Source organism: Phreatobacter sp. (genome assembly GCF_016793595.1).
Taxonomy (GTDB): domain Bacteria; phylum Pseudomonadota; class Alphaproteobacteria; order Rhizobiales; family Phreatobacteraceae; genus Phreatobacter.
The window spans coordinates 281,375-297,091 of sequence record NZ_JAEULY010000004.1; the positions used below are offsets into that span (position 1 = coordinate 281,375).

The 15,717-nt window shown below is 66.3% G+C and carries 17 protein-coding genes; 9 read left to right on the top strand and 8 right to left on the bottom strand.

From position 1 onward, the window contains the following. Nucleotides 1-4 precede the first annotated feature (4 nt). Nucleotides 5-1,219 carry a threonine ammonia-lyase gene (locus tag JNK84_RS05415; protein ID WP_293423482.1) on the top strand — a complete coding sequence of 405 codons (1,215 nt, stop codon included), beginning with the start codon at nt 5-7 and terminating at the stop codon, nt 1,217-1,219. On the opposite strand, the gene JNK84_RS05420 is transcribed toward JNK84_RS05415, so the two are convergent. Continuing rightward, nucleotides 1,220-1,456, bottom strand: coding sequence for a hypothetical protein (locus JNK84_RS05420; protein ID WP_293421346.1), 237 nt, complete (start codon nt 1,454-1,456; stop codon nt 1,220-1,222). Nucleotides 1,457-1,657: 201 nt separating this feature from the next. Between JNK84_RS05420 and JNK84_RS05425 the strand changes: the two genes are divergently transcribed. Next, nucleotides 1,658-2,407, top strand: coding sequence for an arginyltransferase (locus JNK84_RS05425; protein ID WP_293421348.1), 750 nt, complete (start codon nt 1,658-1,660; stop codon nt 2,405-2,407). Nucleotides 2,408-2,416: 9 nt separating this feature from the next. On the opposite strand, the gene JNK84_RS05430 is transcribed toward JNK84_RS05425, so the two are convergent. From JNK84_RS05430 to JNK84_RS05440, 3 genes are all read right to left on the bottom strand, one after another. Continuing rightward, nucleotides 2,417-3,430, bottom strand: coding sequence for an amino acid ABC transporter substrate-binding protein (locus JNK84_RS05430; RefSeq protein ID WP_293423484.1), 1,014 nt, complete (start codon nt 3,428-3,430; stop codon nt 2,417-2,419). A 68-nt stretch (nt 3,431-3,498) separates the two neighbouring features. After that, the gene (gene parC, locus JNK84_RS05435; protein ID WP_293421350.1) at nt 3,499-5,751 is read right to left on the bottom strand and encodes a DNA topoisomerase IV subunit A; all 2,253 of its coding nucleotides are present in this window, start codon (nt 5,749-5,751) and stop codon (nt 3,499-3,501) included. A 143-nt stretch (nt 5,752-5,894) separates the two neighbouring features. Next, on the bottom strand, nt 5,895-6,323 hold the full coding sequence (locus tag JNK84_RS05440) for a VOC family protein (RefSeq protein WP_293421352.1): 429 nt from the start codon (nt 6,321-6,323) through the stop codon (nt 5,895-5,897). A 135-nt stretch (nt 6,324-6,458) separates the two neighbouring features. On the opposite strand from JNK84_RS05440, the gene JNK84_RS05445 reads away from it, so the two are divergent. The 5 genes from JNK84_RS05445 (at nt 6,459) to cimA (ending at nt 11,210) form a co-directional block, all read left to right on the top strand. Then, the gene (locus tag JNK84_RS05445; RefSeq protein ID WP_293421354.1) at nt 6,459-6,968 is read left to right on the top strand and encodes a CreA family protein; all 510 of its coding nucleotides are present in this window, start codon (nt 6,459-6,461) and stop codon (nt 6,966-6,968) included. A gap of 107 nt (nt 6,969-7,075) precedes the next feature. Then, complete coding sequence (locus tag JNK84_RS05450) at nt 7,076-7,528, top strand: hypothetical protein (protein ID WP_293421356.1); 453 nt, start codon at nt 7,076-7,078, stop codon at nt 7,526-7,528. A 177-nt stretch (nt 7,529-7,705) separates the two neighbouring features. Next, nucleotides 7,706-9,133 (top strand): cysteine--tRNA ligase, encoded by a 1,428-nt coding sequence (gene cysS / locus JNK84_RS05455; RefSeq protein WP_293421358.1) that lies wholly within the window; start codon nt 7,706-7,708, stop codon nt 9,131-9,133. Next, nucleotides 9,130-9,600 carry a GFA family protein gene (locus JNK84_RS05460; RefSeq protein ID WP_293421360.1) on the top strand — a complete coding sequence of 157 codons (471 nt, stop codon included), beginning with the start codon at nt 9,130-9,132 and terminating at the stop codon, nt 9,598-9,600. Before cysS ends, JNK84_RS05460 begins: the two co-directional genes overlap by 4 nt. Continuing rightward, nucleotides 9,597-11,210 (top strand): citramalate synthase, encoded by a 1,614-nt coding sequence (gene cimA, locus JNK84_RS05465; protein ID WP_293421362.1) that lies wholly within the window; start codon nt 9,597-9,599, stop codon nt 11,208-11,210. The genes JNK84_RS05460 and cimA overlap by 4 nt, the downstream gene beginning before the upstream one ends. A gap of 6 nt (nt 11,211-11,216) precedes the next feature. On the opposite strand, the gene JNK84_RS05470 is transcribed toward cimA, so the two are convergent. From JNK84_RS05470 to JNK84_RS05480, 3 genes are read right to left on the bottom strand one after another with little or no spacing between them, the layout of a single operon-like run. Then, nucleotides 11,217-11,504 (bottom strand): type II toxin-antitoxin system RelE/ParE family toxin, encoded by a 288-nt coding sequence (locus tag JNK84_RS05470; protein WP_293421364.1) that lies wholly within the window; start codon nt 11,502-11,504, stop codon nt 11,217-11,219. Beyond that, nucleotides 11,504-11,752, bottom strand: coding sequence for a type II toxin-antitoxin system ParD family antitoxin (locus tag JNK84_RS05475; protein WP_293421366.1), 249 nt, complete (start codon nt 11,750-11,752; stop codon nt 11,504-11,506). Before JNK84_RS05475 ends, JNK84_RS05470 begins: the two co-directional genes overlap by 1 nt. Before the next feature lie 39 nt (nt 11,753-11,791). Beyond that, complete coding sequence (locus JNK84_RS05480) at nt 11,792-12,403, bottom strand: TIGR00730 family Rossman fold protein (RefSeq protein ID WP_293423486.1); 612 nt, start codon at nt 12,401-12,403, stop codon at nt 11,792-11,794. A 188-nt stretch (nt 12,404-12,591) separates the two neighbouring features. On the opposite strand from JNK84_RS05480, the gene JNK84_RS05485 reads away from it, so the two are divergent. Both JNK84_RS05485 and JNK84_RS05490 read left to right on the top strand, forming a co-directional pair. After that, nucleotides 12,592-14,553: an ABCB family ABC transporter ATP-binding protein/permease gene (locus JNK84_RS05485; protein WP_293421368.1), complete on the top strand. Its 1,962-nt coding sequence runs from the start codon at nt 12,592-12,594 to the stop codon at nt 14,551-14,553. Nucleotides 14,554-14,588: 35 nt separating this feature from the next. Then, nucleotides 14,589-15,323, top strand: a complete 735-nt coding sequence (locus tag JNK84_RS05490) for a hypothetical protein (protein ID WP_293421370.1) — start codon at nt 14,589-14,591, stop codon at nt 15,321-15,323. Nucleotides 15,324-15,426: 103 nt separating this feature from the next. On the opposite strand, the gene JNK84_RS05495 is transcribed toward JNK84_RS05490, so the two are convergent. Continuing rightward, nucleotides 15,427-15,648, bottom strand: coding sequence for a DUF2783 domain-containing protein (locus JNK84_RS05495; protein WP_293421372.1), 222 nt, complete (start codon nt 15,646-15,648; stop codon nt 15,427-15,429). Nucleotides 15,649-15,717: the final 69 nt, after the last annotated feature.

A 15,717-nucleotide genomic window follows, 5' to 3' on the forward strand; every position in this document is an offset into this window, starting at 1 on the left:
GACCATGGCGGCCATCGAGGCCGCGCGTAAGACCATTGCCGGACAGGTTATGCGGACGCCGATGCTGCCGGCCCCGCCGCTCTCCGCCATCACCGGGGCCGAGGTCTTCGTCAAATACGAGAACATGCAGGTCACCAACTCGTTCAAGGAGCGTGGCGCGCTGGTGAAGCTGGTCTCGCTCAGCGAGCCCGAGAAGGCGCGCGGCGTCATCGCCATGTCGGCCGGCAACCACGCGCAGGCCGTCGCGCTCCACGCGAGCCGGCTCGGCGTGCCCGCGACCATCGTGATGCCGGAGACGACACCCTTCGTGAAGGTCGCCGCCACCCGCTCGCACGGCGCGCGCGTCGTGCTCGATGGCGAGACGCTGTCGGACGCGCAGGCGCGGGCCGAAGCGATCCAGTCGGCCGAGGGCCTGACCTGGGTCCACCCCTACGACGACCCGCACGTGATGGCGGGACAGGGCACCATCGCCTGCGAGATGCTGGAGGACGTGCCGGACCTCGACATGATCGTGATCCCGATCGGCGGCGGCGGCCTGATTGGCGGCAATGCGGTGGCCGCGAAGACGCTGCGCCCGGATGTCGAGATCGTCGGCGTCGAGGCCGCGCTCTATCCCTCGATGTGGAACGCCATCCATGGCGGCACGCGCCCGGTCGGAGGACCGACTCTTGCCGAGGGCATCGCGGTGAAGATCGTCGGCCGGAGCACGCTGCCGGTGGTGCGGGAGCATGTCCGCGACATCGTTCTGGTCGGCGAAAGCGAGCTCGAACGCGCCGTGAACCTCTATCTCACCCGCCAGAAGACCATCGCCGAAGGCGCCGGCGCGGCGGGCCTCGCAGCGCTCATCGCCGAGCCGGAACGGTTCCGCGGCCGGAAGGTCGGGCTGATCCTGTGCGGCGGCAATATCGATCCGCGCATCCTCGCCTCAATCATGATGCGCGAACTGGAGCGGGACGATCGCATCGTGTCGTTCCGGCTGACGATCCCGGACCGGCCGGGCGTGCTCGGCCTCGTCGCGACGCTGCTCGGGCGGATGGGCGCCAACATTCTGGAAGTGGAGCACCGGCGCATGTTCCTCGACACGCCGGCCAAGGGCACGAAACTCGACATCACCATCGAGACGCGCGACCGCGAACACCTGCGCGAGATCTTCGCGGCGCTGGAAGCGGAGGGATTGCCGGCGACGCGGATCGAGGCCGGCGACGCCGACGTGATGTGATCAGCGGCGCATCTTCTGCGCGATGCAGGATTCGACCTGCGGCAGCAGGCGCGACGGATATTGGTTGCGTGGCGTGTTGGGCGCAAAGCCCAGGCTCTGCCAGCACTCCCGCCGCGCGCGCTGGGGCGTCATCGCCCCGCCCTGCTGGCGAGCCTGCATCTCGACGGGGGCGGACGGCGGCGGCGCGGCGGCGATCCCGGACAGCGTTGTCATCAGGGCGACTGCGATCTCGATCATGACGCGCTCCTTTCGCTGGAAAGGCGAATATCGGGGACGTGCGAACCGCTCATCATCCGTTCGACTCCCCGGCCGGCGGGATTCACATGCCGTTGACCCGGCGCTGCCGGCTCTTGCTGCGGCGCAATCCATGACTATCGTTGAAGGAATGCGGGACTGCTTCGGCCGGCCCGCCCGACGTTCCCAGCACCTCAAGGCGCCTTGACCCAGCAACCGCGCGACACGCCCCAGTTCTACCTGACCGCGCCGACGCCGTGCCCCTATCTGGCCGGCCAGTTCGAGCGGAAGGTGTTCACGCATCTGGTCGGCCAGCGCGCGCCGCAACTGAACGACATCCTGACGCAGGGCGGCTTCCGCCGGTCGCAGTCGATCGCTTATCGGCCGGCCTGCGAGACCTGCCGCGCCTGCATCTCCGTCCGCGTGCCGGTGGCCGATTTCCGCCCCAACCGCTCGTTCCGGCGGGTGATGCTGAAGAATGCCGATCTCGTTGGCGAGATGCGCCCGGCCGTGCCCACGTCCGAGCAATATTCCACCTTCCGCGCCTATCTCGATTCGCGGCATCGCGCCGGCGGCATGGCCGACATGACCGTGCTCGACTACGCCATGATGGTCGAGGACAGCCACGTGAAGACGCGCGTCGTGGAATATCGCAAGCGCGACATCGACACGGCGATCACCGGCCGCAGCAAGGGCGACCTCGTTGCCGCCGTGCTGACCGACATTCTCGGCGACGGCCTGTCGCTGGTCTATTCGTTCTTCGAGCCGGACCAGGCCGCCCGGTCGCTCGGCACGCTGGTCATTCTCGACCATATCGCGCGCGCCAAGACCATGGGGCTGCCCTACGTCTATCTCGGCTACTGGGTCGAGGGGTCGCCGAAGATGGACTACAAGGCGCGGTTCCTGCCGCAGGAGCGCTTGATGCCGGAAGGGTGGTTCAGGGTGGAGAGCTGAGCCGCCGCCTCACCTGAACGGCGGCGAATATTGCAGCCCGCCGCGCGTCCAGAGCTGGTTCGCGCCGCGCGGCAGGCCGATACGGCTGCCCGCGCCGAGATTGCGGTCGAAGCTCTCGCCGTAATTGCCGACGTGGCGGACGATCCGCACCACCCAGTCCCTGGTCAGGCCGAGCTGTTCGCCGAAGGCGGCATCGACACCGAGCAGGCGCTTGATCTCGGGGTTCTGGCTGCGCGTCATCTCCATGACATTGGCCTGCGTGACGCCCAGTTCCTCCGCCGCGATCAGCGCGAACAGGGTCCATCGAACGATGTCGAACCATTGCGCGTCGCCCTTGCGCACCCACGGCCCCAGCGGCTCCTTGGAGATGATCTCCGGCAGCACCATGTGCTCGTCCGGGTTCTTCAGCAGCAACCGGTTGGTGGCGAGCTGCGACATGTCGGTCGTGTAGGCATCGCACCGGCCGTTGTCATAGGCCTTGGCCACCTCGTCGAGGCTGCCGAAGGTGACGACCTGATAGGTCAGGCCATGGGTGCGGAAATAGTCGGCGAGATTCAGCTCGTTTGTCGTGCCCTGCGACACGCAGATGGTGGCGCCGCTCAGGTCGCGCACCGACTTCAGATTGGCCGCCTTGCGGACGAGGAAGCCCTGGCCGTCGTAGTAATTGATCGCCGTGAAGGCTAGGCCCTGGTTCAGCTCGCGGCTGATCGACCAGGTGGTCGTGCGCGACAGCACGTCAATATTGCCGCCCTGAAGCGCGATCAGCCGGTCCTTGGAGGCGAGCGGCGAATAGCGGGCCTTGTCCGGGTCGTCGAAGATGGCGGCGGCCAGCGCCCGGCAGAAATCGGTGTCGAAGCCGCGCCAGACGCCGGCATTGTCCGGCTGCGAGAAGCCGGGGACGCCCTGGCTCGCGCCGCACATGATGTGGCCGCGCTCCTTGACGCGCTGGAGCGTCGGGCCGGCGGCGCTCTGCGCCAGCGCGGGCACGCAGCCGAGCGCAATCGTGGCCGTGGCGGCCATCATCGTCCTGAGAAATGTCATCCGGTCGTCCCCGCTGGTCGTGCGGCGCTTGCGGCCGCATCGACCTGCATTCAACCGAACTTGTTGTTCTTCGGGAAGCCCTTCGGCGGCAGACGGCCGGCATCGGCGCGGTTGCCCAGCCATTCCGCGAGGTCGGCCTGCGCCACTGTCCAGGTGCGGTCGGATGAATCCTTCCAGGTGAGGCCGTCCGCCAGATTGAAGGTCTTGGCGTCGGACAGCCCGCCGCCCTTGTATTTCTGCAGCCTCACGCCCTTGCCGCGCGCCATTTCCGGCACCTGGCTCAGCGGGAAGACCACCAGCTTGCGGTTCTCGCCGACGACGGCGGCATGATCGCCCTCGACGAAGCGGACGACGGCCAGTTCGTCCGGCGCATCGACGCCCATCACGCCCTTGCCCTTGCGGGTATTGGCGACGAGGTCGTCTTCCGCCACGACGAAGCCGCGCCCGTCCTTGGAGGCGACCAGCGCCTTGCGCCCGCCCCTGAACGGGGTGACGTCGACGATGTCGTGCTCCTGTTCGAGATCGATCATCAGGCGAACGGGCTCGCCCGCGCCGCGACCACCGGGCAATTTGGAGCCCTCCAGCGTGAAGACCTTGCCGTTGGTGGCGAAGACCAGAAGCTTCGAGGTGGTCTCGGCGAAGAAGGCGATCTTCAGCCGGTCATCGGTTTTGAAGGTCAGGCTGGAAAGATCCTGCACATGGCCCTTGAGGGCGCGGATCCAGCCCTTCTCGGAGACGACTACCGTAATCGGCTCGCGCTCCACCAGCGCCTCGGCGAAGGCCTCGACATCCACCTCGGTCGCTTCCGCGAAGGTGGTGCGGCGCTTGCCGAGCGGCGTCTCCTTGGAGAACTGCTTCTTCACATTGCCGATCTCCCAGGAGACCGTCTTCCACTGCAGCGCCTCGGAGCCGAGCAGCTTCTCGATGCCGGCCTTCTCCCTGGTCAGTTCGTCATGCTCCTTCCGAAGCTCGATCTCCTCGAGCTTGGCGAGGGAGCGCAGGCGCATGTTGAGGATGGCCTCGACCTGCACCTCGGTCAGGTCGAACCGCGCGACGAGCGCCTTCTTCGGCTCATCGGCGGTACGGATGATGTGAATGACCTCGTCGATGTTGAGATAGGCGATGATCAGGCCGGCCAGCACTTCGAGGCGCTTGTCGATGGCGGCGAGACGGTGCTGCGAGCGACGGATCAGCACCTCGCGGCGATGGTCGAGCCATTCGCGCAGCACCTCCTTCAGGCCGACGACCTTCGGCACCTTCCCCTTCATGAGCACGTTCATGTTGAGGGGAATGCGGCTTTCCAGTTCGGTCAGCTTGAACAGGCTTTCCATGAGGATGCCGGCATCGACGTTGCGCGACTTCGGCTCGAAGATGAGGCGGATGTCCTCGGCGCTCTCGTCGCGCATGTCGTTGACGAGCGGCAGCTTCTTGTCGGTGATCAGCTCGGCGATCTTCTCGATCAGCCGGCCCTTGCTGACGCCGTAGGGGATCTCGGTGACGACGACGAGATAGGTGCCGCGGCCGGTATCCTCGGAATGCCAGCGCGCGCGGGTGCGGAAGGCGCCGCGGCCGGTCTCGTAGGCCTCCTCGATGGAGGCCCGGCCCTCGATGATGATGCCGCCGGTCGGAAAATCCGGGCCCGGCACGTGGGCGACGAGGTCGCGCGTGGTGCAGTCGGGATGGGCGATGATGTGGAGCGCCGCGTCGCAGATCTCGGCGGCGTTGTGCGGGGGTATCGAGGTCGCCATGCCGACCGCGATGCCCTGGGAGCCGTTGGCGAGCAGATTCGGGAAGGCACCGGGCAGGACGACCGGCTCCTCGTCCTCCTCGTTGTAGGTCTTGCGGAAATCGACGGAGTCCTCGTCGATGCCGTCGAGCAGCAGGCGCGCGACCTCGGTCATGCGCGCTTCGGTGTAGCGGTAGGCGGCGGCGTTATCGCCGTCGATATTGCCGAAATTGCCCTGTCCGTCGACCAGCGGGTAGCGCTGGGAGAAGTCCTGCGCGAGGCGCACCAGCGCGTCGTAGACGGACTGGTCGCCGTGCGGGTGGAACTTGCCGATGACGTCGCCGACGATGCGGGCGCACTTCTTGAAGGCGGTGCCCGGATCGAGCTTCAAAAGCCGCATGGCGTGCAGGATGCGCCGGTGGACGGGCTTCAGGCCGTCGCGGGCGTCGGGCAGCGCCCGCCCCATGATGGTGGACAGGGCATAGGCGAGATAGCGCTCTTCCAGCGCCTCCCGCAGGTTGATGCTCTCGATGCCATCCGTGCCGTCGCCGCCGGGCGGTGTCACGCGCTCGCCCATGGGTCAGGCCTCGCGAATCGGGAAAAGGGTCATCCCGCCTGAATAGGCGGGCGGGCGCGAGGGAACAAGCGGGGAACGGGGCGGCCTCACCGCCTATCCACCGCAAGACCGTCCCGTTGGCGCGGCCGCCCATACCCTTCGAGCTAGAACGTAACCTTCACCGACGGCGCGCTGCGCCGGTGCTCGCCGTGATAGACCGCCTCGATATTGTTGCCGTCCGGGTCGATCAGGAAGGCCGCGTAGTAACCGGGATGATACGGACGGAGCCCCGGCGCGCCATTGTCCCCGGCGCCCGCCGCAAGGCCCGCCTTGTGGAAGGCATCGACCATGGCGCGGTCCTTCGCCTGGAAGGCCAGATGATGCCGGCCGGTCAGGCGCCCGTGCGCCGCCTTGCTGTCGGCGGTCGAGATGAACAGCTCGTCAACCCAGAAATAGTCCTCCGCCTCGCCGCCAAGCGGCACGTCCAGCGCCTTGAAGATCGCGTCGTAGAAGCGGCGGCTGGCGGCAAGATCCCTGACCACCAGCTGGATATGGTCGATCAGGCGGCCTCGATGCAGTTCGGTCGTTTCCATGGCGATCTCCTTATGGCTTCACACGGAGGACAACCGGCGCATGCGACCGTTCCCCGACGCCTCCCCAAAGAACGACACCCCATTGCCAAGCGATGGCGGTAGGATTGCAGCCGACGCCCAATCCGGAGCCGCCCCATGCGCCGCATTCTTGCCCTTGCCCTCGCCGCAGCCGTTGCCCTGCCCGCCCTGCCCTCGTTCGCGCAGTCGCCGGACCTGATCTTCCGGCGCTCCACCGTGTTCCGGCTTCTTTCGCCCAACGACAAGCTGGCCACCTATGGCATCGACGACCCGGACGTGGAGGGCGTCGCCTGCCACTTCACAGTGCCGGAAAAGGGCGGCTGGGCCGGGACCTTCGGCTTCGCCGAGCAATTGTCGGATGTCTCGCTGGCCTGCCGGCAGATCGGCCCGATCCGCTTCCGCAACCGCGCGAGCCAGGGCGATGTCGTGTTCCGCGAGGGCCGCTCGTTCTTCTTCAAGCGCGTGCAGATCGTCCGTGGCTGCGACGCCCGCCGCAACGTGCTGGTCTATATGATCTATTCGGACAAGCTGATCGACGGATCGCCACAGAACTCGACCTCCACCGTGCCGATCATGCCCTGGGGCCAGCAGGGCGACATCCAGCGGTGCGGCGAATTCATCTCCTAACGAGCAGCCCCGTGCATTTCCTGCGTTTCCATGGATGACATCGGGGCGGCGACGCGCTGAAAGACGCCCGTAGCATATCTCTGGTCAACGCCCCGCCGGAGACGCCCATGTCACGCAGCATCCTTGCCCTCGCCGCCATGGCCTGTCTGTTGGCGGTCCCCGCCCAGGCGACGGGCGGCATCTCCTGCGACGCGGACGACCGCTCGGCGAAGTTCACCATCGGCAGTCCCATCGGCCGCTCGACGGGCGGCTCCTTCTACCAGTTCGCGGGAGAGCTGGAGTTGCGTGGCGCCAATGTCGCCGCCGACTTCCGGAAGGTGACGCTCATCAAGGACCACCTGACCCAGAGCTGGTTCGACGCACGCGATCTGAAGATGCACGTCCATTTCGAACGCGAGGGTGAGCCGCATGGCACCATCGACCTGACCGTCGAGGCGCGTGGCAACGCCGAGGCAGAAACCTGGCGCGGTCGCTATGTGTTGAGCATCGGCGAGACGGTGAACGGCGAGTTCCGCACCCGCCGCGTGACCGGTCGCGTCTCCTGTTCGATCGAAGGGTGATGCTTGACGCGCGGGCCGGCTTCTGCGCTATCTCTCGCCCATGAACGGTTTTTCGATCCTCATCGGGATTATTTGCGGCTAAGCGTTTCGCTGGCCGGTCGCCGTTCTTTGCCAAACTGACAAGCGCAAAAGATCACGCACCCGGCCAGCGGCGCGCGATGCTTTGCGGAGACGGTTATGGCGATCAGGCTCTACAACACGCTGACGCGGTCGAAGGACGAGTTCCGTCCGATCGATCCTGACAACGTCCGCATGTATGTCTGCGGCCCCACCGTCTATGACGACGCCCATATCGGCAATGCGCGGCCGGTCATCGTCTTCGACCTGCTCTACCGGCTGCTGCGGCACGAATACGGCGCCGATCACGTCACCTATGCCCGCAACATCACGGACCTCGACGACAAGATCAACAAGCGCGCCCACGAGCGCGGCGTCACGATCCGCGAGCTGACGGAAGGCACGACGGCGCGCTTCCACGCGGCCATCGACGCCCTCGGCGCGCTCAGGCCGACCGTCGAGCCGCGCGCCACCGACCATATCGAGGAGATGAAAGCGCTCTGCGAGAAACTGGTCGCTAGCGGCCACGCCTATGTCGCCGAGGACCACGTGCTGTTCTCGGTGCCGGACATGCCGGCTTACGGCCGCCTGTCGCAGCGGCCGCTGGACGACATGATCGCCGGCGCGCGCGTCGACGTCGCGCCCTACAAGCGCTCGGAAATGGACTTCGTGCTCTGGAAGCCGAGCACCGAGGCGCATGAGCCCGGCTGGCCGAGCCCGTGCGGCATAGCCCAGCCGGGGCGACCGGGCTGGCATATCGAGTGCTCGGCCATGAGCTGGAAGCATCTCGGCGAGGTCTTCGACATCCATGGCGGCGGCATCGATCTCGTCTTTCCCCACCACGAAAACGAGGTGGCGCAGACGACCTGCGCCTTCGGTCATCAGGTCATGGCCAATGTCTGGATGCATAACGGCTTCCTGCAGGTCGAGGGCGAGAAGATGTCCAAGAGCCTCGGGAATTTCGTGACGATCGATGATCTCCTGAGCACGACGAAATTCGGCGGGCAGTTTTGGGATGGCGCTGTTCTGCGCCTCGCAATGCTGCAAACGCACTATCGTCAGCCCATCGACTGGACAGTCCGACGCCTCGAAGACAGCGAAGCTACGTTGATCGACTGGACGAACCGGCGGCACGACATTCTCAATGCATTCGGATCAGAAATTGAGATCGGCCTAGAGAACGACGTCGATGACAAAATAATCCGGTCACTCCAGGATGATCTAAACACGCATCTTGCAATCGCTAGATTACATGAACTCTCAAACGCCTTCGCTTTGAGAGGAGAACGTGCAGTCGGGCGATCCTTCTTGGCGTCAACCGCTCTTTTAGGACTGCGGTTTCTTCCATTCGAAACACCGTCACTAAGTGATGAACGAAGAGATGCCATCGCAATTCTCGTCGCCGCCCGCCTCGCCGCCCGCAAGGCCAGGAACTTCGCGGAATCCGACCGCATCCGCGACGAACTGGTGGCCATGGGCATCCAGCTGATGGACGGCAAGGACCCGGCGACCGGCGAGATCGTGACCACGTGGGAGGTGATGCGGTGACCCGCATCACCGGCGGCTGCCAGTGCGGCGCGGTACGCTATGCCTGCGATACGCTGGACAAGGCCTCGATCTGTCATTGCCGCATGTGCCAGAAGGCGAGCGGCGGCTATTTCGCCCCTTTCAGCGTCGCGCAGGGACTCGTCTGGACCCGCGGCGAGCCGAAGCGTTTCGCAAGTTCGAACATGGCGCGGCGCGGCTTCTGCGCCGATTGCGGCACGCCGCTGACCTACGAATATGACGACGTCATCGACGTGTCTCTCGGTTCGCTGGACGATCCGGCTGCCTTCCCGCCGATCGTGCAGATCGGGCTTGAAAGCCGTCTGGCCTTCGTTGCCGACCTGCCGGCGCTGCCCGTCCGCGACCTGGCCACGAGCGCCGAGTCTGCCGCCTTCCTCGCACAAGTCATCTCCCGCCAGCATCCCGATCACGACACGGAGGTCTGGCCGCCGGCCGACCGCACGCCATGACCCTTGAGACCACAACCGAACCCGAGCGCCTCTACCTGTTCGACACGACGCTGCGCGACGGCGCGCAGACGACCGGTGTCGACTTCTCGCTCGACGACAAGCGCAAGATCGCCGCGCTGCTGGACGATCTCGGCCTCGACTATGTCGAGGGCGGCTATCCCGGCGCGAACCCCACCGACACCGCCCTTTTCGCGGAAAAGCGCGAGCTGAACGCCCGTTTCACGGCCTTCGGCATGACCAAGCGCGCCGGGCGCTCGGCGGCCAACGACCCCGGCGTCGCGGCGCTCCTGGAGGCCAAGGCCGATGCGATCTGCTTCGTCGCCAAGGCCTGGGACTATCACGTCCATGTCGCGCTCGGCGCGACGCTGGAGGAGAACCTCGACAGCATCCGCGACTCGGTTTCGACCGCAAAAGCGCGCGGGTTCGAGGTGCTGCTCGATTGCGAGCACTTCTTCGACGGCTTCAAGGCCAATCCCGACTATGCGCTGACCTGCGCGAAGGCGGCCTACGAGGCGGGCGCGCGCTGGGTCGTGCTCTGCGACACCAATGGCGGCACGTTGCCGGAGGAGGTCGAGGCCATCGTCCGGCAGGTCACCGCCGTTGTCCCCGGCGCCCATCTCGGCATCCACGCCCATAACGACACCGAACAGGCGGTGGCGAACTCCCTCGCCGCCGTGCGCGCGGGTGCGCGCCAGATCCAGGGCACGCTCAACGGCCTCGGCGAGCGCTGCGGCAACGCCAACCTGACCTCGCTGATCCCGACGCTGCTGCTGAAGCCCGGCTATGCCGACAGGTTCAGGATCGGCGTGAGCGCGGACAAGCTTACCCACCTGACGAAAGCCTCGCGCAAGCTCGACGAACTGCTCAACCGCTCGCCGAACCGCCATGCTCCCTACGTCGGCGCATCCGCCTTCGCCACCAAGGCGGGCATCCATGCCTCGGCCGTGCTGAAGGAGCCCGAAACCTACGAGCACGTGCCGCCGGAGACGGTAGGCAACCGCCGCCACGTCCTGGTCTCCGAACAGGCCGGCAAGTCCAACGTGCTCGCCGAACTGGAGCGCGTCGGCCTCACCGTCGCCAAGGACGACCCGCGCGTCATCCGCATCCTCGACGAGGTCAAGGAGCGCGAGAGCCTCGGCTACGCCTATGAGGGCGCGGACGCCTCGTTCTTCCTGCTCGCCAAGCGCGTCATGGGCGAGGTGCCCGCCTTCTTCGCGGTCGAGCGGTTCAAGGTCAGCGTCGAGCGCCGCTACAATGCGATGGGCGATCTTGTCACCTTCTCGGAAGCAACGGTGAAGGTGAAGGTCGGCGACGAGGAACTGATCTCGGTGGCCGAGGGCAACGGCCCGGTCAATGCGCTGGACGCGGCCCTGCGCAAGGATCTCGGTCGGTACCAGCGCTTCATCGACGACCTGGAACTGGTCGATTTCCGCGTCCGCATCCTCAATGGCGGCACGGGCGCGGTGACGCGCGTGCTGATCGAGAGCAAGGACGGCCAGGGCGACACATGGACCACGGTCGGCGTGTCGGCGAACGTGGTCGATGCAAGCTTCCAGGCGCTGACGGACTCGATCACCTACAAGCTGGTGAAGGACGGCGCCGGGGTGTGAGGCCTGTCAGAGATGCTGGTCGATGTCCATGCGCTTGTGCAGGATGCGGATGACATCGACCTGTTCCTCGCCAATGCGGTAGAGGATCAGGTGTGATCCTGCGGAAGAAATCCGTATTCCCGCTCTGATCTCGTCGGCCGGTCGGCCCATCCGCGGAAACCGGCAGATTCGCTGCATCACGGCATGCAGTCCGCGAATATAGGCGACGGCCTGATCGAAACCCCAAGCCTCTTCCGAATAGCTGAAGATGTCGTCGAGGTCGCGCTCGGCTCGTGGCTTCAGCGCCAGCCGCATCAGGGTTCCGCGCGCCGGTCCGCCTTGCGGGCGATGAACGCTTCCACGTCAAAGGGCGTCGCGGGTCCGCTGCGGTCGCCCTCATCGACGGCCGTGCGCAAGGCCTCAAGCCGCGCCTCCCGCTCCTGAAGCAGGCGAAGTCCGGCGCGGACGACATCGCTGGCCGAGCCATAGCGGCCATCGGCCACCTGTTCGTCGATGAAGCGCGTGAAATTCTCGCCGAGGCTGACGGACGTATTCCTTGACATGGTCAAGCTATACCAAAATTTGGTACAACACTCAACGCCTCACATTTTCTCCGTCACGATCGGGTCGTGCTCGGCCGACAGCGCCCGCTGCGGCAGGCTGGCGACCTGCGCCTGCAGCGTCGGGATGATGTCGCGAACCTCGTCGATGACCGAATATTTCACCTGAAGGCCGGGGCGGATGAAGCCCTCGTCCTTCATGTGGTCGAGCAGGACGCGCAGCGGGTCCCAGAAGCCGCCGACATTGGCGATGGCGACGGGCTTGGCGTGGCGGCCGAGCTGCGCCCAGGTGAGCTGTTCGACCAGTTCCTCCAGCGTGCCGATGCCGCCCGGCAGCGCCACGAATGCGTCGGCCTCGGTGAACATGCGCATCTTTCGGGTGTGCATGTCGGGCACGATGACGAGGTCCATGACGCCGTCGAGCGACATTTCCTTACGCTTGAGGAAATCCGGGATGATGCCGGTGACCTTGCCGCCGCCGTCGATGACCGCCGAGGCGAGCGCGCCCATCAGGCCGATGCCGCCGCCGCCATAGACGAGCCGGATGCCAGCCTTGGCCATCGCCGCGCCGAATTCCCTGGCGGCGTTCACGTGGATGTCCGCGTGACCGTTGCCCGAGCCGCAATAGACACAGATGGATGTGATCGTCGCCATGGCGGCCTCTTCCGGCATCGGGCCCGCATCCGGGCCGCTTGAATCGTCCTTGAACAGACCATAGCGCCCATGCGCGGCGAGGTCAGCCATGCATTGCCGGCCGCCGGCAGTCTCTTCCCCTGCCCGCCCTTGTGATTATATCGGTTCCAGAGAAGAACGGCCTCCGGCCGACCAGGGAAGCAGACAACTTGTCCTCCAGCGCCGATCCGACCGCGGCCCCCGCCGCCGCCCGCGTTTCCGCGGAGGGCGGCGCGCTGACTCGCACCATCGTCCATCTCTGGCCGTTCATCTGGCCCGGCGAGCGTCCGGACCTCAAGGCGCGCGTCGTCTGGGCCATGGTGCTGCTGGTTGTCGCCAAGCTCGTCACCATGGTCGTGCCGTTCACCTTCAAATGGGCGACGGACGCCCTCGCAGCACCGAAGGTCGAGATGACCTCGTGGTGGGCCTGGCTCATCGCGGCGCCCGTGGCGCTGACAGCCTCCTACGGAATCACCCGCATCCTGATGGCGCTGGTGACGCAGGGGCGCGACGCCCTGTTCGCCAAGGTTTCCATGCACGCCGTCAGGCGGCTGGCGCTGATCACCTTCGAGCACATGCACGCCCTGTCGCTGCGCTTCCACCTGGAGCGCAAGACCGGTGGCCTTACGCGCGTGCTCGAGCGCGGGCGCAACGCCATCGAGACCATCGTCAGGATGATCATCCTGCAGCTCGCGCCGACGATCCTGGAGCTCGCACTGATCGTCGGCGTCCTGTTATGGATGTTCGACTGGCGCTATGTCGTGGTGATCCTCGCCACCGTCGCGGCCTATCTCGCCTTCACCTATGCCGCCACCGAATGGCGCATCGCCATCCGCCGCGACATGAACGACAGCGACACCAACGCCAACGTCAAGGCGATCGACTCGCTGCTCAATTACGAGACCGTGAAATATTTCTCGGCGGAGGAGCGTGAGAAGGCTCGCTACGACGTCTCGATGGCGCGCTATGAGAAGGCCTCGACCAAGGCGCTGACCTCGCTCGCCGTGCTGAACGCGGGGCAGGCCGCGATCTTCACGGTCGGCATGACCATCTGCATGGCCATGTGCGCGGTGGACATCGCAGCCGGACGGAACACGGTCGGCGACTTCGTCATGATCAACGCGATGATGATCCAGCTCTACCAGCCGCTGAATTTCATGGGCATGGTCTATCGCGAGATCAAGCAGGCGGTGACCGACATCGAGGCGATGTTCGCGATCCTCGGCCGCAACCCCGAGATCAAGGACAGGACCGGGGCGCAGCCGCTGGCTGTCGGCGGCGGCACGATCCGCTTCGAGAATGTGCATTTCGCCTACGACCCGGCGCGGCCGATCCTGAAGGGCGTCTCGTTCGAGGTTCCGGCGGGCAAGACCATCGCCATTGTCGGGCCGTCGGGCGCGGGCAAATCGACCATCTCACGCCTGCTGTTCCGCTTCTACGACATCGCCGAAGGGCGCATTTCCATCGACGGACAGGATATCCGCGACATCACCCAGTCGTCGCTGCGCCAGGCCATCGGCATGGTTCCGCAGGACACCGTACTGTTCAACGACACGATCCGCTACAACATCCGCTACGGCCGCTGGGATGCCAGCGACGCGGAGGTGGAGGAGGCCGCCCGCCTCGCGCAGATCGACGCCTTCATCCGCCGCAGCCCCATGGGCTACGAGACCGAAGTCGGCGAGCGCGGCCTCAAGCTCTCGGGCGGCGAGAAGCAGCGCGTGGCCATCGCGCGCACCATGCTGAAATCGCCGCCGATCCTGGTGCTGGACGAGGCGACATCGGCGCTCGACAGCCATACCGAGCAGGAGATCCAGGGCGCGCTCGACCGGATCGCCGAGAACCGCACCGCCATCGTCATCGCGCACCGCCTGTCGACGGTGGTCGATGCCGACGAGATCATCGTCCTCGACGGCGGCAGGGTGGCCGAGCGCGGCACGCATGCGGACCTGCTTGCCAAGGGCGGCCTCTATGCCGGATTGTGGAACCGCCAGCGCGAGGCTGCCGAGGCAGAGGAGAAGATCGCCGGGCTCGATCGCGGCATACCCGCGCGGTCGCAGGAGGCTGCCCCGGATTCGCCCGACCACAATGGTGCCATGAGCACACTGCCGCCGCGCGCCGCGGCGGAATGAACGAAGGCAAGAACGGATCGCCGGACCGGCAGAGCATGGTCGAGACACGAGAACGCCCGCTGTCGCTGTCCTACCGCCGTCCCGCGGACAGGTCGGAGCATGCCGTGCTCGAACAGGCGCTGGATGGCCTGCGGCATGACGCGCAGTCCGACCTTGCCGAGGTCGGCTCCGGACTCGGCCTCGGGGCGATCACCCTCCTCTTCATCGGCCCCGTGGCGCTGCTCGTCGCCTGGATGCTGCAATTCGCGACCGGCATCGCCTTGGGCACCGACCGCACATGGCTCGCGGCGGCGCTGCTCTGGCTCGGCGGCTGGGCCGCGATGAGCGCCTGGCGCGTCATGACCCGCCGCGGCCGGATGAGCGCGCTCCGCCGGGCGCTGATGGCCGATATCGCGGAAGGCGAGGTGCAGGAGGAAAGCTGGCGCTTCGTCGAGGCAATCGGCTTCCAGGAGGCGGAGAAGCTGCCGCTGCTCTATCTGGTCCATGCCGACAACGGCGCGACCGTCGCCTTCGAGGAGACGAGGCTCGTCGGGCGCGAGCGCTCGCCGAACGAGGCCATGTTCTCGTCCGCGCCCTCGGATGCGGTGCTGGTGCGCGGGCCCAAATCCGGCCTGCTGGTCAGCGAGAACTATTCGGGGCCGAGCCTGCCGCTGCTCGACATCCATCCGATGAAGCTCGCGCGCGAAGACCGGCCCGTCCACGGCACGGTGCTGGACCGGCCGTGGATGGCGGTGACGCCCTGGCTGACGGGCCGCTCGACGATCGGCTGACAGCGATCAGCGCCTGACGTTCCGGGGTCTGGGGACCGCGAGCAGCAGGCCGGCGCCGCCGGTTCGCCCCGTCGCCGTTTCACGCCGACGACCCCTGCCGCCGTCACATGTTTCCGCCGGGCTGTTTCGCTCCCCCGGCGCCGCGCGCGAGAGCAATCGCCTCGGCCAGCACACCGGCATCGCCGATATGGTTGGCGAGGATCAGCACGAGGCGCGCGTTGAGCTCGGCGCTCTGATCGGCCGAAAGCCCGCGTTGCGCCTCGACCAGCAGGCGGAAGGCAGCATCCGGGTCGGCGAAACGCGAGGTCGTGTCGAGGCCGGTCATTGCTGTTCCTCACAATTCGATTCAGGTCCGCTGGGGCCGACCTGATGATCTGATTCAACTTGGGCATAC

What these genes read in the sequence shown, in the direction of transcription:
- JNK84_RS05415 (WP_293423482.1), top strand. Translation starts at nt 5, where the DNA reads ATGGCGGCCATCGAGGCCGCGCGTAAGACCATTGCCGGACAGGTTATG.
- JNK84_RS05420 (WP_293421346.1), bottom strand. Translation starts at nt 1,456, where the DNA reads ATGATCGAGATCGCAGTCGCCCTGATGACAACGCTGTCCGGGATCGCC.
- JNK84_RS05430 (WP_293423484.1), bottom strand. Translation starts at nt 3,430, where the DNA reads ATGATGGCCGCCACGGCCACGATTGCGCTCGGCTGCGTGCCCGCGCTG.
- parC (WP_293421350.1), bottom strand. Translation starts at nt 5,751, where the DNA reads ATGGGCGAGCGCGTGACACCGCCCGGCGGCGACGGCACGGATGGCATC.
- JNK84_RS05440 (WP_293421352.1), bottom strand. Translation starts at nt 6,323, where the DNA reads ATGGAAACGACCGAACTGCATCGAGGCCGCCTGATCGACCATATCCAG.
- JNK84_RS05445 (WP_293421354.1), top strand. Translation starts at nt 6,459, where the DNA reads ATGCGCCGCATTCTTGCCCTTGCCCTCGCCGCAGCCGTTGCCCTGCCC.
- JNK84_RS05450 (WP_293421356.1), top strand. Translation starts at nt 7,076, where the DNA reads ATGTCACGCAGCATCCTTGCCCTCGCCGCCATGGCCTGTCTGTTGGCG.
- cysS (WP_293421358.1), top strand. Translation starts at nt 7,706, where the DNA reads ATGGCGATCAGGCTCTACAACACGCTGACGCGGTCGAAGGACGAGTTC.
- cimA (WP_293421362.1), top strand. Translation starts at nt 9,597, where the DNA reads ATGACCCTTGAGACCACAACCGAACCCGAGCGCCTCTACCTGTTCGAC.
- JNK84_RS05470 (WP_293421364.1), bottom strand. Translation starts at nt 11,504, where the DNA reads ATGCGGCTGGCGCTGAAGCCACGAGCCGAGCGCGACCTCGACGACATC.
- JNK84_RS05475 (WP_293421366.1), bottom strand. Translation starts at nt 11,752, where the DNA reads ATGTCAAGGAATACGTCCGTCAGCCTCGGCGAGAATTTCACGCGCTTC.
- JNK84_RS05480 (WP_293423486.1), bottom strand. Translation starts at nt 12,403, where the DNA reads ATGGCGACGATCACATCCATCTGTGTCTATTGCGGCTCGGGCAACGGT.
- JNK84_RS05490 (WP_293421370.1), top strand. Translation starts at nt 14,589, where the DNA reads ATGGTCGAGACACGAGAACGCCCGCTGTCGCTGTCCTACCGCCGTCCC.
- JNK84_RS05495 (WP_293421372.1), bottom strand. Translation starts at nt 15,648, where the DNA reads ATGACCGGCCTCGACACGACCTCGCGTTTCGCCGACCCGGATGCTGCC.